Below are 14,884 nucleotides of genomic sequence, written 5' to 3'. Positions count from 1 at the left end.
AATCAGTAGTGACAATAACAATATTAAGCTAACGTCAGTATAAAATGATTGCGCTTTAAAAGTCAAGTTGTCTGACCAATAAATTTCCAATTGATTCCACTTTTCAAGCAAAAAAGCAGGTTCGGAATGATCCGAACCTGCTTCTGTTTATTAACGGTGGATCCAGACAGCTCCAGCAGAGTTATCTTTCGCTTCACCGATGACTTGAATTTTAAGACCATTGTTCGGGAGCAGTTTTCCTGCATCCGGAATCAATTGATTGATATACGATTTAGAATCATCAAACTTCGTCACACCTGCAAGTCCTTTGTAATCGTAAAGACCACGTGATGGCGAATCGATGAGCCATGCTGGTGCTTTATCGAAGCTGAAAGCCGCATCCGCGATTTGATAACGTGTGCTTCCTGCAACGACTGGTTTCCCTTTCAGAGTTCCGACGATTGCTTCAGGGTGCGAATCGACGACACCGAGGAATCCTTCACCCGGGTGAACGCCAACCCAGTTGTCCGTGAAGCTGCTGTCAGCATACCAAACGACAAGACCTGTGTTGTATTTTACGCCACGTGCATACTCAAGCGCTTTATCTGATCCTGCATAGTTCCGCCACTCGAGGTAGTATGCGTTATCCGCATAGCTGAAACCGTCCGAAGCAACGAAGCCATCTAATTTGAATTTCGGAGTACCTTCTGCATCGTCTTCAAAGATAACTTTTCCGTCGACTGTCAATTTCGCGTTATCCAGTGCGAATCCGTCGAGGGCAAGACCGGCATCCCCTGTGTAGTCGAATGTCAATGTGACCTTTTTACCAGCAAATTCGCTGAGGTCATATGATTTGTCGACCCATGCACCTTTTGAAGACTCAGCGCGTTGATCGCCGTCTGTATCTTCATCACCGATGACATCGATAACTTTTGAGACGCCGCCAGCTGTCGCTGTGACTTTCAAGAAGTCATAATCGAATTCGACATCAAAGTACGCTTTGTAATCGAACTTCGCTGATGTCGCAGCCGTCAAATCGAATTCCGGAGATGTCATTGACGTGTGGAGATCATTTCCTTTTGTGCTGTAGTAATATTTTTTACCGAAAGCCGGTGCGATGCCTTTAACCGGTTTTTTCGGAAGATTAACTTTGATGATGCCAGGGTTTTTCGATTTCGTTACACTTTGGTCAAGGTACGAAGCCGTTCCTGCTTTTGAAAGTGAATCAAAGTCAACGTTTTGGATGTTGGCCCAGTTCCCGCCCATGACGTTTTGGAAGAACTCTTTGTTTTGTGGTGAGAAGCTTGTCGGTTCTGCTCCGGCAATGTTCCCGTTCCAGCTACCGCCGCTCATGATCGACCATGAAGCAACCGGCTCTCCTTGACCTGTGTACTGTGTATCATACTCATCCGGAAGTCCAAGATCGTGTCCGAATTCGTGTGCGAAGACGCCGACTGCGCCGTCTTCCGGTTGAACTGTGTAATCGAAGGCTGCCATCTTGCCGCCCCAGTTTGTAGAATTTGAAGTTGTATTCGCTACAGGATACACACCATCGAGTGTCCAGCGGTGCGACCAGATTGCGTCGTCGCCGAGCTTACCGCCGCCTGCTTCTTGTCCTGTTCCGGCATGAAGAATCATCAAGTGATCGACAAGACCGTCCGGCTCATTCAGGTTGCCGTCACCGTCCAGATCGTACTGATCGAATTGATCGTACTCTGCCAGGTTAATGCCGGATTTTACTGCTGCATTCAATGAATCTTTAACAAGACCACGTGGTCCTTTTGCGCCCGGAAGGTTATCGTTGCCGCCTTTCGGATTGTCTGAACCATAATCTTTTGCCGTACCCGGTACTGTTAACCAGTTCGACACTTTCCCATCGACAGAATAGCTGCCGCCGGATTGTTCTTCATAATATTGTTTAAACGTTTTGACCTTATCACCGTTGAACAGTTCGAATTCCTTATCCCCGAACATCAAGTCCTGATAATGTTTTTGGTTGAAGTCTTTCGAATACATGTAGCCCGGCTCTTGGACGACATTGTTGTGTTTAAAATCACTGTATTCAACGAGCAAGACCAGTACTTTATCCGTCCGAGTAGAACCGTTGTAAGCTGCTTGTTTGGCTTTATCGACTTTGACAAACCCATCTTTTTTACCTTTTTTGTAGTTATTGTGATTTTTAGCGAGTTGTTTCGCTAATTGATCTTTTTGTTTCGTTAAGAAATCTTTTGTTTTCTGATCGAATTTTGCTTCTTTTTCCGACTCATGATCATGATTGGCTTCCGGTTTCCCGTTCGCCTTTTTATCAAGATACTTTTGAACGGCTTTTTGTTTTTCAGCTGCAGATGCAGCTTTTGAGACGACCCCACGCTTTTCGAGCACTTTTAATAACCGATCCTGATCGACCGTGTTTAAATCCATCGGTGCACCAGCGACTGCTTTTTCAGCAGCTTCAACAGATTTTACCTTCCCACCAGGTAAAACTGGACCAACGGCAAATGCAGCTGCCGTGATTCCGGATAAGACCGCTAAGCTAAGCTGTTTCTTTTTTCCCACGTGAACTGACCCCCTATGTAGTAGTGAAAAGCATGACTGAGATAACTTTTCTGAATATTCAAATCATATATTGTTTTAGTTGCTTAATCAATTACTTTTAGAACAATTAGTTCTTTATAACTATACCTATTTTTGGAATTTAGTTCATTTTTACGGAAATCGACCGATATTAATAATAAACGTTCATTAATCCTTATCCTCATTTTTTAAAAGTGAGAAGATTGTTGATTCCTTCTCGCGATACGCTACATACATGATCCAATCCTAAAGGAGGCACCTTATGACACCTCTCCAAAAATTCGAACGGCAACTTTTGAAGAACTACTTAATCGGATCCTTTGTCGCTGTTTTCGGCGTCGGCTGTTTGTTCATTTTCGAAACACTGACTTTCGACGTACGGGAACGCGCGATCTTGCTGGCAATCATGACCCTCTCGGTTGTGTTAATGTTCAGCTTTGAATACATGGTCTACCGAAAACATATGCGACCGCTCTATCAATTCTTTCAAACACCTGTACCAAGTCAGGAGCAGCTTGCTGCGGCGTTTCGGACAACTCACCGTTTTCCGTTACTGACCATTAAACGGATCCTCGGACCGCATTTCCTGGGATTGTCGATTCCTTCATCTTCCTTAACGGCACTCGCCATTCATTACGGCTGGCTCGAAATGCCTTATTACCTGATCGGTCTTGCTTGTTTTGGTGCCGTTCTCGTCGCCATTCTCCATGCGCTGATCGAATTTTTCCTGACGTATCGTGTGACGGAATCCATGTTGGCGGAACTAACCGTTCAATCTCAAACATACGGGGATGGTGCGCTCACATTAACGAAAAAAGAATTCATTAGTCTGCGCCAAAAAATGTTGATCAGCACACTGATCATCGGTGTGTTCCCGATCCTGTTATTCGTCCTTGCTTCTGCTGTCCAGCTGACAGAAAACGAAAGCCTGCGTTCTTACTGGAGTTGGTCGACGTTAATTTTAGTCGTCATTCTTTGTCTCGCGACATTTTGCAGTTTGCTTCTATATGAAAATATTCAAAAACCGATTCTGGCTTTACAAGAAGGAGTCGCGCAGATTGAATCAGGCCAATTGAATACGATTGACAACCCTTTCTCCGATGAGTTCTCTCAACTCGTCGGCGGCTTCAATTTGATGGTCGAAGGGATTCAAGGGCGCGATCAGGAAAATGAGCAGTTGCTCGACAGCCTGTTTACTTTGTTTGCTGCAACACTCGATGCCCGGGATCCCTATACCGCCGGACATTCCTTACGTGTTGCGGAATATTCGGTTGAGATTGCCCGCGCCGCCGGCTTACCCGACGATCAAGTCGAGCTGTTGCGTAAATCTGCCCTTTTACATGACATCGGAAAAATTGGAATTCGGGATGATGTTTTATTGAAGGAAGGACGTTTAACGGATGAGGAATTCGATAAAATCAAACAACATCCGGTCATCGGTGTGCACATTTTATCGCAAGTTCATCTGCCGGAGAAGTTACAACCGATTCTTCCTGGGGTAAAGTACCATCACGAGCGTTACGATGGGAAAGGATATCCAGAAGGTTTGGCGGGAGAATCGATTCCTGTCTTCGGACGGATCATGGCGATTGCTGATGCTTACGACGCCATGACATCCGATCGACCTTACCGAAAAGGAATGCTCGTCGCGAAAGCACTCGCCATTTTGGAAGAGGGCCGCGGGACACAGTGGGACGCTTCCTTTACACAACTGTTCCTTGATTTAAAGAGACCTTCCGTCATCACTGCCTCTTGATTCTCATGAAAGGAGTTTCTTATGCATCCTAAAATTGTCGATCGTCACGAATTGTATGTCATCGGACTTGGCTTGACGTGTGAAGAAAATGAATTGCATACCCTGATGCCGGAACTGTGGCGCGAGTTTTCACGCCGTTCGCACGAAATTCCTGCTGAACCGGGAAGTTATCCACTTGATTTGTCACTCGGACAACGCGGGACTAAACATATTCAGTGTATCGGTCTTCCTGTCACGTCACTTGACCAGATTCCTAAAGGGATGAAAGGACATCATATTCCTTCTGCCCGTTATATCTTTTGGAAACACGAAGGTCCCGATATTGAGATTTGGAAATCGTTTGAAAAGATGCAACGATTTGCGCAAAAACAAGGAATCACACTGGATCCGCTCAATTTTAAAATTGATGAGACACGTGACAATACACATCATCTCTATCAACGCATCCTTTAAAACCGCCTCCTGAAGCGGTTTTTTTGCTGTTTTGTTCAATTCCATTAGGTGACTTAACTATTCAGTCCGGGTATTAAGCACTATATTCAGAAAATTCTAATTAATGCAATCGGCTTATTCTCGTTTCCTCTTTTCTTTGGCATAGTTAGACTCAACCCAAACAAGGAGGCGATTTATTTTGAAAAAGTTTCTCGCTACATCGCTTGTCGCAAGTGTACTTGTCGTTCCTACAGTAGTCGGAGCAGAAGGTCTTCAAACTGGTAAACTGACAAAAGCTTCATCAGCACCAGCTGCATCAATCGTTAAAGAGTACGTCAACAAAAAAGGTGACTTCTCTGTCCAGAATGTCGAAAAAGACGGATCTTCACAGATCGTACGTCTCCAACAAGAAGTGGATGGCGTCCCTGTCTTTGGTAGTGTCGTCGTCGGGAACGTTGCGAAAGACGGTACATTGAAAGCAGTCGTAAATGATGCCATCAACGTCAAAGGGAAACCAGGTCTCGCTAAAAAAGCATCACTTTCTGAGAAAAAAGCACTCAAACTTTATCAAAAAGCTATCAAAGCAACAGAATTCGAAGTAGCTCCTAAAGCAGAACTCGTCATCTATCCAGTCAAAGACGATGCGGTCTATGCTTACAAAGTCACATCAACAGTCCTCGCCGGTAAAGAGCCGTCACGCTGGACTTACTTCATCGATGCGAATTCAGGTAAAGTGCTTAATAAATACGATCAACTCGCTCATGCGAAACCAGTCAACACAGTAACCGGAACGACTTCAGTCGGTACAGGTACGACAGTTCTTGGAACAACTGCCACTTTCAACACAGTGAAGAGCGGTTCTTACTACTACTTACAAGATTCGACACGCGGTAAAGGCATCTACACGTACGATGCGAAAAATCGTAACACGCTTCCAGGTTCGCTTTGGGCGGATCTCGATAACCAATTCAATACAACATATGATCGTGCCGCTGTCAGCGCGCAAGTTAACGCCGTGAAGACATATGACTTCTACAAAAACACTTACGGCCGCAACAGTTATGACAATGCAGGTGCTGCACTTAACTCTTCTGTCCACTATTCAACAAGCTACAACAATGCGTTCTGGGATGGAACGAAGATGGTCTATGGGGATGGAGACGGTTCGACATTCACATACCTCTCTGGTGCACTTGACGTCGTTGCGCACGAATTGACGCATGCCGTCACGGAGTACACGGCTGGACTCGTCTACCAAAATGAATCGGGTGCCATCAACGAAGCGGTTTCCGATATCATGGGAACAGTTGCTGAGTACTCAGTCGGATCGAACTTCGACTGGCTCGTAGGAGAAGACATCTATACACCTGGTGTTAGCGGCGACGCACTCCGTTCGATGTCTAACCCGGCTGCTTACGGCGACCCGGATCACTACTCAAAACGCTACACAGGTACACAGGATAATGGTGGTGTTCACACGAACTCAGGTATCGTCAACAAAGCCGCTTACCTTCTCGGTAACGGTGGAACACACACTGGTGTTACAGTCACTGGTGTCGGCGTACCGAAACTCGGCGCAATCTACTACCGTGCCCTCAGCGTCTACTTGACTCCGAACTCGAACTTCAGCTCGCTTCGCGCAGCAGTCGTTCAATCGGCGAAAGACCTTTACGGTTCAACAAGTGCAGAAGCAACAGCAGCAGCGAAATCATTTGATGCTGTCGGCGTCTACTAAGAAAACTTCCTCCCAAGGATTTTCGACCTCCCGAGTCTATCGCTCGGGAGGTTTTTTTGGTCGAAAAAAAACGATCTGTCACAGACAGACCGTTCCGGTTTACTTCCCAGAATCACGTGCGAGACGAAGTCGCGTTGATCCGTTGTCCGGGAAAGCTTTCAATTGCAGTTTTTCACCTTGGTACCATGTTCCGTAACTCGTTTCAACGACCGGTTGACCTAAAGCTGACAGACTGGAAGCCGATGCATTCGTCCAGTCGATTGCTTCGACGATTCCGTCGGAGACGACAAGCAGATAACCCGCATTTGAGAAGTGATACGTGTTGACGGCGTCTTTTTGTGTATTTCCAAGCTTACCGTACTTCGCTTCAAATTTTTCAAGCGGTTGCCCGAGGTATTGTTCCGGCTTCTCGATCGGTTGATTGGCAACGGCTTGGGATAACGTCTCAAGCAAGGTCTTGTCCTTAACCGATGACGGAACATCCATCCGGACATCTGTTTCCGGAATATAACCTTCGACCGCATCACTCAATTTTAAGTGAACCATCCCGTTTTCCGCATCTAAAATTTCATAGACATCCCCTAAATCAGCTTTGTAAATCACACTGCTCCTGTTGGCATTTTGATAGACATCCGCAAAAGGACGTGTAACCCATGCAGCTTGGCTGATTTCCGGTTTATCCGCTTTTTTCTTCGGTTTCTTTTCTTTTTTCTTTTGCTCGTTCGACGCTGATTTTTTCGTATCTTTCTTGTCTTTCTCTTGCTCGCTTCCGACCGCTTTAGGGGACTCGACGGTCGACGTCGCTTGGCTGGCATCATTCGTCGACACCATGTAACCCCATCCTCCGACAATCAGCACGGTTGCCAAAATACCACCAAGCGCAACGCTCCGGCGATTCCGTTTTTGCTTACGGCGCTCTTTCCGGGATAACCGGTCCTGTTCCTTCTGTTGTTCATTTTGACTCATCTATTGTTCCTCCTGAATTGATCGCGACACTTTTTTAATCACTATACCACCGAATCCTGTACCGGCAGTGGTTAAATTTCGATGACAGTTCTGCCTTGGTGGGTTCCGTCAAGAAGTGACGCGACGACGTCTGAAATCTCCAGTAGACTTTTCGTCTCCACCCGTTCACGAATCGGCAGTTTCCAGTCATTCGTCAGTTGATGCCACAGTCGAACCCGTTCAGCAATCGGAAGTTGAACAGCATCAATTCCGATCAAGCGAACCCCCCGTAGGATAAACGGATATACAGTTAACGTCATTTCAGCCCCGCCGACGTTGCCGCATGTCGTGACGACGCCCCCGTATTGAACATAACGAATGATGGAGGCAAGTAACGGTCCTCCGACCGTATCGATGATTCCGGCGTACGTCCCTTTTTTCAGCGGGCGGGTCGTCTCATCCAAAAACGATTGACGGGATAACACTTCCGTCACACCTTCCTGTTTCAACCGGTCGGCTTCCGCTTCTTTTCCGGTAACCGCATGAACGGTGAATCCGAGTTTCAACAGAAGCATAACTGCAGTACTGCCGACTCCCCCCGTTGCACCGGTCACGAGAACCGGTCCGTCTTCCGGCTTGACCCGCTGCATCAGTTCGTCAACCGACTGGGCGGCTGTTAATCCTGCTGTCCCGTAAGCCATCGCTTCAAAAGTCGTGACTCCATTCGGCAACGGTGTGATCCAGTCTCCCGGAACGCGTATGTACTCTTGAAAACCACCGGACGTATTCATGCCAAAATCAAAACCGTTGACGACAACCGCCTCGCCTTCTTGAAACCGCGGATCGGTCGACGTGACGATATGACCGGCTGCATCGACTCCCGGCGTATGCGGATATTCTTTCGTCACTCCGTGGTTCCCGGAAACCGACAGCGCATCTTTATAGTTGATGCAGGAATAGTCGACGCGAATCAAAACCTCCCCTTCCGGTAAATCGGCAATGTGCTTCGTTTCGAGTGCTCCCATAAATTCCCCGTCCTGTTCCCGAACGACGAATGCTTTAAATGTCTCTTTCATCTTCCAGTCCTCCTTCATGAATGACTTCCAGTAAGTTATACCCAAACACTGTCCCGGGCATACCTGTTCTGATTGGATGGCTATAAAAAAAAACCGTGAATGCCGAAGCATTCACGGTTTTTGGCGTCTGACGAAAGGAAACTGGTTTTCCGCAGGTAGTCACGAGTGACAGGTAAACATGTCATCGGTCAGTGGTCATAGGTGTGCCGTGGCCGTCGTAATTCCCGATTGGAAGAGGTTTGTGTCAAAGCGCCGTCCTTGATCAGGAGTCTCACCTGATCAAGGCTTACATATAAGGTGTACCGTCAAAATCAATTTCCGTCCGGTAATTGGCGGCATTGATCGCATTGGAAATCCGGTGCGCTACCCTTTCAACTTCCTGCGCTTTAATCCGGTATGCATCCGGATCGTACAGGGCATGCCGGATGACCGTCGTCCCTTCAAATCCATATTGGAATTCGCGTTTCGGACGGGCCGCAAGTTCCTGGAACTGGGTTGCCTTTGCCCGAAGTTGCGTTGCCAGTTCAATCGCTTCGACGAGCGGCATTTCACCTTCCGTCGTCTCGATCATGGTCGACAAGTTCGCTGCGTACACTAACCGATCGAGTGTCCGCATATCCCGTCGGACTTCATCCATCGCTGACTCGACATCGAGCAGCGTCCGTTCCTGAGCGGTCGGCAAAGCCTCACCTTTTTCGAGATCCACAAACGCAATCCGGTCCACTTCCTCGACCAGCTGTTCGAGTTGCTTCCGTAAGATACTTTTTAGCTTCACAGCATCTGCTAAGTACATCGCTTCAGTCCCCCGTTTCTTGATACCGTTCTTCCAATCTGTACGCCTCCCCGGTCAGAAAAGTTTCACTTCAATTGTCCGAGATAGGCGGAAAAGTCTTGCTCAATGTCGGTCAGTACCGTTTTTGTCATCTCAGACGATCGATTCGGATCATAGCGGACCGTCTCGTACAGCTGTTGCAATTCAGGCGACGGCTGAAAACCGATCCGGGCAAACCATTCCCGGAACGACTCCGTTTCCCGGCGTTTCAGTTTTTGCGGGAGATGACGGTTGAACAGGACGACCTGTTGCCGGACCTGTTCAACCGGTAATGGTGGCAGTTCGTCTGCTGGATTCGTTTCTTCCAGGCGTTTTTTGATTCGAACCGAACGGGGGCTTATTCCCTCTTCCGCAGAGTTCCATTTCTTCCGTTTCCGGAAACGACGACCGATCAGAAACAGTAAGATCACCCCGGCAAGACCGGTTGCGACCAGCAAATACGGAAAGCCCTTTTCACCTTCTTCACCCTCGCCTTTTACGAATGAGTGAAAGCCAAGAGAAATGAATTTTTCTTTTTCTGGTTTTCCACCGCCTTCTCCTGGTTCATCCGTCTCATATCCATATTTAATTTGTCCAGGCGGTAATTCTTTTTTCTTAAACAAGTACGACCACCAAAACGTCAACGGTTCAGATTCACAGTTGCTTACACAACTCGGCTGCTGACCGCCACCCGGAAACACTTCGACGTTTTGTAAAGCACCGTATCCTGCCTCAGCCAATGGTTTTATGATGCCAAGTCCTAAAATGACCACACCTATCAAAATAAGCAATCGACTTCGAAAGCGCACATCCTCACCTCGTTAATGTCATTTTTATCCATTATATACGAGTCTGACCCTAATTATCGGAATTTTTTGTTTTTTAAAGAAAAGAGCTTGAATCCGGAGTGGGACGGGAAAAGGAAAGAAGTGATTTTTAGAGAGGGGTTTCAAGTATGTTGAACTTAGATCATACACATGATCCATATCAAAACGGACAACTGATTGCAGAATATACCGAAACGAAATCAAATCAAGAGGCCGTCTTCCGGGCGGAGCAACTGATGAAAGACAGCTCATTCGTCGCGCCGCGCCGTACACCTCATCCGAGCCGGTATCTCCGGTCCTTGATTTCACCGCTCTTTTTGACGGATCGGGATAAACACATCCTTCCGTTGACGAAAGCGTTCGTCAGTGAACAAGATGAAGTCCGGCCCAGCTGGTTCGGACGGCTGACGTATGAATTCGAGCAATTGATCAGTAACGTCGAAAAAGTCGATGTCAAAGACTATGGGGCGGTCGGTGACGGCGTGACCGACGATACGCTCGCTTTTAAGGAAGCACTCGCGGACGGGCACCGGCAAGTCCACGTTCCGGCCGGCACGTATCTGGTCCGCGGCATCCGCCTGCCGAGTTACACGATTTTGACCGGGGACGGAAAAGGACAGACAATTTTAAAACTGCATGACGCGGCACCGAAAGGACGCCGGTTGATTACGAATCAAAATTACTTACTCGGCAATCATCATCTGCTCGTTGAACGGATGACACTGGATTGGAACATCGAGCGGATCGGTGACGCCAAAAAAAGTAGCACGTGGGGCAATCATTCGAGTTGCTTGACCTATGCGCACGTGACGTACGGGTGGGTCTTTGACGTCGATGCGGTCAATCCGGGATTACACTGCTTTGATATTTCAACTCCGTACTACAACTATAACGGTGACGGGGCACGGGCCAATCTCAGCAGTTCGTTCATCTGGTTCGACGGTCTGACCGGATCCGGATTTGGTGATGACGGGATTACGACCCATCACAGTGACCATCTGTTCATCTCGAACTGTTTCATGCATGATCCGAGCGGACGCGCCCATGCGGCCGGCTTCTCGAACTCAAACGGGATTGAGATCGATGACGGTTCCCGGGATGTCTGGTTATTTAACAATGCGACGACCCGCTGCTTCGGCGGTCTTGAAATCAAGGCGCACGCGACGTCATCTGCCGCATCGACCGTTAAAATCGTCGGGCATCTGTCTGTCGATGATCACCGGTCATTTAACTTCCGTCATATCGGTCATCATCAAGCAACGGATCCGACGTCCCAAACGGCATACAACATCATTGCGACCCGACTGATTGCCCAGACACCGCTGTATACGCCGCTGTATCAAAACTCGAAGCCGCGTGCTCTTATCGTCTCTGCCTATCGAAATGTCGTCATTCACGATTTCACGGTCCTCGGTGATCCGTATTATGATTATCAGGAACAGCCGGTCATCGGGATTCAATACAAAGCCCGAAACGTCACATTGAGTCAGGTCAAGATGAGCGGCTTCCGTCAGGCGAAAACGGATATCCAGGTCTTCGGCGGAGACAACCGGGCAGAAGACGTCCGGCTGATTGATGTCCGGATTGAAGATTCAGCCAAACACGGCATCACGATCGGTCCGAACATCGAACACGTCCGGTTGACAAATGTCGCCATTAAGGGCGATGGAACAGTTGGTCTGAACGCCAAGTCTGAGCCGGAACTGGAACGGTTTATTGCGACCGGCTACAAAGTACCGGTCCGGACACACGCTACATTAAGTTGATTCACGAAAATAAGGCTGCTTCGACTCGTGTCGAAACAGCCTTATTTCATTGTGCCCGCAAATAGGCGAGGACCCGCGTATCAATCGACCGATCCGTCTGTTCCCGCATCTCGAAGTTTTCCGTATGCAGATACGTCCGGAACGCTTCCGCAAACGAACCGCGGTATCCGAGTTCAAGCAGCTTATCCATCAACTCCGATTCGAGCGCATCATCAATCGGTTTGATTTCTTCCGGCTTACTTGGTTGTAAATAGAGTGTATGCAACTGATAAATCCGCTCCAGTTCCTGAATCGGACTCGCATGATCATCGACACGCAAATCAATGTACCGGTCATTAAAACCACCGTAACCGCCGCCTTCTTTGACGACTAACAATGCTGCAGACTGCATGCCCCGTGAATCTCCGCCTGCTGCCTGACCGGCCGCAAGTGCCCGAAGCAACCGTTCTGCCAGTGGTCCTTCTGTCGTCTCAAACACACGCGCCATTTCCTTGACCGTATTGCCGTCGACGAGAATATTCCCTTGTGCCGCAAAGTGTTTTCCAGCGATGCCGCCGGCCCAGTCGTTGCATCCGTCACCTGTGAACGTCGCGCTCTTACCCGATGCATCCACGATTCCGACTTGGCGATCGGCCCGTCCTTCATCCGCTTCCGTCAAGCGTTTCAATACTTCGTCCGCCGACTTACCTTCTTCAATCATTCGCAACCCTTCCGGTCCATAGGCTGTATTCGCAAACGACTGAGTCGCAATTGCGCCAACACCGGCTTTCGCAAACGGTACGGCACTGCCGACTGCTAAAAATTTAGATTGAACCGCTACACCCCAAGCCTGTTCTTTTTCACAATACCCAACGATTGAATATGTCATCTGTCTAAAATCCCCCTTGATTGTCATACGTATCCGTTCGTCGTAGGAATTCCCGTTTCCTGCATGTGAAAAACCTTCCGTTCATTTCGAACGAAAGGTTTGAAACGTACTTATTGAATTCCGAGGACGACTGCAAGCAGTAATGCACCACATGCCAGGACAATCCAGATCGCAAACAGTTTCCAGACGAATCGTAACCATTTTTCGTATGGAATACCGGCAATCGCCAGGAACGCCATCAAGTGCGCACTCGTCGGGAAAATCATATTCGTCAAACCGTCGCCGTACTGAAAGGCGAGGACTGCGACTTGCCGCTCAATTCCGAGCAAGTCGGCAAGCGGCGCCATGATTGGCATCGTCGTTGCCGCCTGACCGCTTCCGGACGGGATAAAGAAGTTTGTAATCAATTGGACGACGTACATCCCGATGACGGCAAGGGACGTCGGTAACTGACCGACGGCATTCGACAAACCGTAAATCACGGTATCGATGACCCGACCATCTTCTAAAATGACGACGATTGCCCGGGCAAAACCAACGATCAAGGCACCAAACGTAACGGCCTTGGCTCCGTCGATTAAACTTTCGAATGTCCGGTTGACACCCATCGTCACGATTCCTGCGAGCAAGCCGATAATCAGGAACGAAGCTGTCAGTTCCGTCAAATACCAGCCCCACTCAAAGATGCCGATGACGTTTAGCGTGATTCCGCCAACAAGCACAACCAAAACAAACAGATGTTTTTTCGAGAATTGAGAAAAAGTTGCTGTCGTTTCTTGTTTCCGATGTTTCTCAAGGTCATGCACAAGACTCTGTTCCGGATTTTTTTTGACTTTCTGTGCATAGTTCATGACATAAAGAATCGTCACGACTAAAAAGACAAGATAGACCGCCGTCCGGTAACCGAGTCCACTGAACAGCGGCACTTCCGCAATCGACTGCGCGACGCCGACCGTAAACGGATTCAGCATACCTCCGGCAAAACCGACGGCGGCTCCGAGACTGACGATCGCCGCCCCCGTCATCGCATCGTAACCAAGGGCACGTGCCAACATGATGCCGATCGGGACGAAGATAATGGTTTCTTCCGCCATTCCGATTGTCGCACCGGCAACGGAAAAGACGAACATCGTCATCGGGATCATGATATGCCCTTTTTGACCGAACCGATTAATCAATTGATTGATACCGGATTCAATTGCACCCGTTTGCCGGATGATGCCAAACACACCACCAACCAAAAAGATGTAAAAGATAATGGCGGCACCTGCCTCCATCCCTTTTGGAATGGCTTCAAACAAACCGAAGAGGTTAACGGGTGCAGATTCAACCGCACGATACGTCCCATCAATGACGACCGTTTGTCCGTCCTGCTTTTCGCGGTCAAACTGACCGGCCGGTAATGTATACGTCAAGATGACTGCAATCAGTAAAATTCCCATGATAATCGCGTACGTGTGAGGCATCTTGAAGAAGGAGCGCTCCGAAGCATCTGCCTGTGGTTTTCGTTCATTCATCCATTTGCCTCCTGACATACCTTTAATTTTTTAAGTCTCTTAAGTTTTTAAGTCTCTTAAGAGATAATGCCCTATTTATGGAAAAAATAACAGTCTATTTCGTCATTTAATTTTTTTGTAATATATTAAATCGATAAGAAAAACAAAAAAACCCGACCGCAGTCAGGTTTTTCGGATGTGATTTACGCGTTAAATGATTGAACGTCAAGCGGTTTCGCAAGCGCTGTTTGTGCAAATGCCACGAACTGCCCGAAATGTGCACTTGTATTGTGCGTTTCGATGGCTGCCTGATCTTCCCATTTCTCAATCATCATGAAGACATTTTCATCTTCCGTGCTTTGGAACAGGTCATAGCTGATGTTGCCCGCTTCCAAGCGTGATCCTTCGATCAACGTTTTAGTAGCTTCTAAAAACTCTTGACGTTTTGCTGGTTGTACTTCTAATTTTGCTTCAATGGCGATCATTGGAAAGCCTCCTCTAAAATTTCATTAACTCAAGTATCGTAGCACCTTCCTTTCCCATTCTCCATTAAGATGCTTGGACGATTAAGGAAGTTATATTTCGGGTAAAAAAATGTATCATTTTTACATCAGAGAGG

Annotated in this window: 12 protein-coding genes; 4 read left to right on the top strand and 8 right to left on the bottom strand. The window is 47.9% G+C overall.

The features are described 5' to 3' along the window. Positions 1–150: 150 nt before the first annotated feature. The gene (locus N7U64_RS10345) at positions 151–2,535 is read right to left on the bottom strand and encodes an immune inhibitor A domain-containing protein (protein WP_318929739.1); all 2,385 of its coding nucleotides are present in this window, start codon (positions 2,533–2,535) and stop codon (positions 151–153) included. Positions 2,536–2,815: 280 nt separating this feature from the next. On the opposite strand from N7U64_RS10345, the gene N7U64_RS10340 reads away from it, so the two are divergent. The 3 genes from N7U64_RS10340 (at position 2,816) to N7U64_RS10330 (ending at position 6,476) form a co-directional block, all read left to right on the top strand. Further along, positions 2,816–4,309, top strand: a complete 1,494-nt coding sequence (locus tag N7U64_RS10340) for an HD domain-containing phosphohydrolase (RefSeq protein WP_318929738.1) — start codon at positions 2,816–2,818, stop codon at positions 4,307–4,309. A gap of 21 nt (positions 4,310–4,330) precedes the next feature. Further along, the gene (locus N7U64_RS10335; RefSeq protein ID WP_318929737.1) at positions 4,331–4,762 is read left to right on the top strand and encodes a GyrI-like domain-containing protein; all 432 of its coding nucleotides are present in this window, start codon (positions 4,331–4,333) and stop codon (positions 4,760–4,762) included. A 178-nt stretch (positions 4,763–4,940) separates the two neighbouring features. Next, positions 4,941–6,476: a M4 family metallopeptidase gene (locus N7U64_RS10330; RefSeq protein WP_318929736.1), complete on the top strand. Its 1,536-nt coding sequence runs from the start codon at positions 4,941–4,943 to the stop codon at positions 6,474–6,476. A gap of 99 nt (positions 6,477–6,575) precedes the next feature. Here N7U64_RS10330 and N7U64_RS10325 read toward each other — a convergent pair whose 3' ends face one another. From N7U64_RS10325 to N7U64_RS10310, 4 genes are all read right to left on the bottom strand, one after another. Continuing rightward, positions 6,576–7,442 carry a hypothetical protein gene (locus N7U64_RS10325; protein ID WP_318929735.1) on the bottom strand — a complete coding sequence of 289 codons (867 nt, stop codon included), beginning with the start codon at positions 7,440–7,442 and terminating at the stop codon, positions 6,576–6,578. Positions 7,443–7,513: 71 nt separating this feature from the next. Beyond that, on the bottom strand, positions 7,514–8,497 hold the full coding sequence (locus N7U64_RS10320) for a YhdH/YhfP family quinone oxidoreductase (RefSeq protein WP_318929734.1): 984 nt from the start codon (positions 8,495–8,497) through the stop codon (positions 7,514–7,516). A gap of 286 nt (positions 8,498–8,783) precedes the next feature. Next, entirely contained in the window at positions 8,784–9,290 is a 507-nt protein-coding gene (locus N7U64_RS10315; RefSeq protein ID WP_318929733.1) for a hypothetical protein, read from the bottom strand. Between the two features lie 65 nt (positions 9,291–9,355). After that, positions 9,356–10,117 carry a hypothetical protein gene (locus N7U64_RS10310; RefSeq protein WP_318929732.1) on the bottom strand — a complete coding sequence of 254 codons (762 nt, stop codon included), beginning with the start codon at positions 10,115–10,117 and terminating at the stop codon, positions 9,356–9,358. A gap of 146 nt (positions 10,118–10,263) precedes the next feature. Here N7U64_RS10310 and N7U64_RS10305 point away from each other — a divergent pair, with 146 nt between their 5' ends. Beyond that, positions 10,264–11,901, top strand: a complete 1,638-nt coding sequence (locus N7U64_RS10305; protein WP_318929731.1) for a glycosyl hydrolase family 28-related protein — start codon at positions 10,264–10,266, stop codon at positions 11,899–11,901. A 46-nt stretch (positions 11,902–11,947) separates the two neighbouring features. Here N7U64_RS10305 and N7U64_RS10300 read toward each other — a convergent pair whose 3' ends face one another. From N7U64_RS10300 to N7U64_RS10290, 3 genes are all read right to left on the bottom strand, one after another. After that, a complete protein-coding gene (locus N7U64_RS10300) occupies positions 11,948–12,769 on the bottom strand; it encodes a DUF1028 domain-containing protein (protein WP_214767236.1) in 822 nt (273 codons plus the stop codon). 110 nt (positions 12,770–12,879) lie between these two features. After that, positions 12,880–14,286: a YfcC family protein gene (locus N7U64_RS10295; protein WP_318929730.1), complete on the bottom strand. Its 1,407-nt coding sequence runs from the start codon at positions 14,284–14,286 to the stop codon at positions 12,880–12,882. A 182-nt stretch (positions 14,287–14,468) separates the two neighbouring features. Then, a complete protein-coding gene (locus N7U64_RS10290) occupies positions 14,469–14,750 on the bottom strand; it encodes a putative quinol monooxygenase (protein WP_026827115.1) in 282 nt (93 codons plus the stop codon). Between the last annotated feature and the right edge of the window lie 134 nt (positions 14,751–14,884).

Origin of the sequence: Exiguobacterium sp. K1 (genome assembly GCF_033721435.1) — a bacterium.
Classification (GTDB): Bacteria; Bacillota; Bacilli; order Exiguobacteriales; family Exiguobacteriaceae; genus Exiguobacterium_A; species Exiguobacterium_A artemiae.
Note: the sequence above shows the minus strand (reverse complement) of the source record. Positions and strands in the feature narration are given on the sequence as shown.

Excerpts from the sequence above, each read along its gene's own strand:
- N7U64_RS10340 (WP_318929738.1), top strand. The coding sequence starts at position 2,816 with ATGACACCTCTCCAAAAATTCGAACGGCAACTTTTGAAGAACTACTTA.
- N7U64_RS10335 (WP_318929737.1), top strand. The coding sequence starts at position 4,331 with ATGCATCCTAAAATTGTCGATCGTCACGAATTGTATGTCATCGGACTT.
- N7U64_RS10325 (WP_318929735.1), bottom strand. The coding sequence starts at position 7,442 with ATGAGTCAAAATGAACAACAGAAGGAACAGGACCGGTTATCCCGGAAA.
- N7U64_RS10320 (WP_318929734.1), bottom strand. The coding sequence starts at position 8,497 with ATGAAAGAGACATTTAAAGCATTCGTCGTTCGGGAACAGGACGGGGAA.
- N7U64_RS10315 (WP_318929733.1), bottom strand. The coding sequence starts at position 9,290 with ATGTACTTAGCAGATGCTGTGAAGCTAAAAAGTATCTTACGGAAGCAA.
- N7U64_RS10305 (WP_318929731.1), top strand. The coding sequence starts at position 10,264 with ATGTTGAACTTAGATCATACACATGATCCATATCAAAACGGACAACTG.
- N7U64_RS10300 (WP_214767236.1), bottom strand. The coding sequence starts at position 12,769 with ATGACATATTCAATCGTTGGGTATTGTGAAAAAGAACAGGCTTGGGGT.
- N7U64_RS10295 (WP_318929730.1), bottom strand. The coding sequence starts at position 14,286 with ATGAATGAACGAAAACCACAGGCAGATGCTTCGGAGCGCTCCTTCTTC.
- N7U64_RS10290 (WP_026827115.1), bottom strand. The coding sequence starts at position 14,750 with ATGATCGCCATTGAAGCAAAATTAGAAGTACAACCAGCAAAACGTCAA.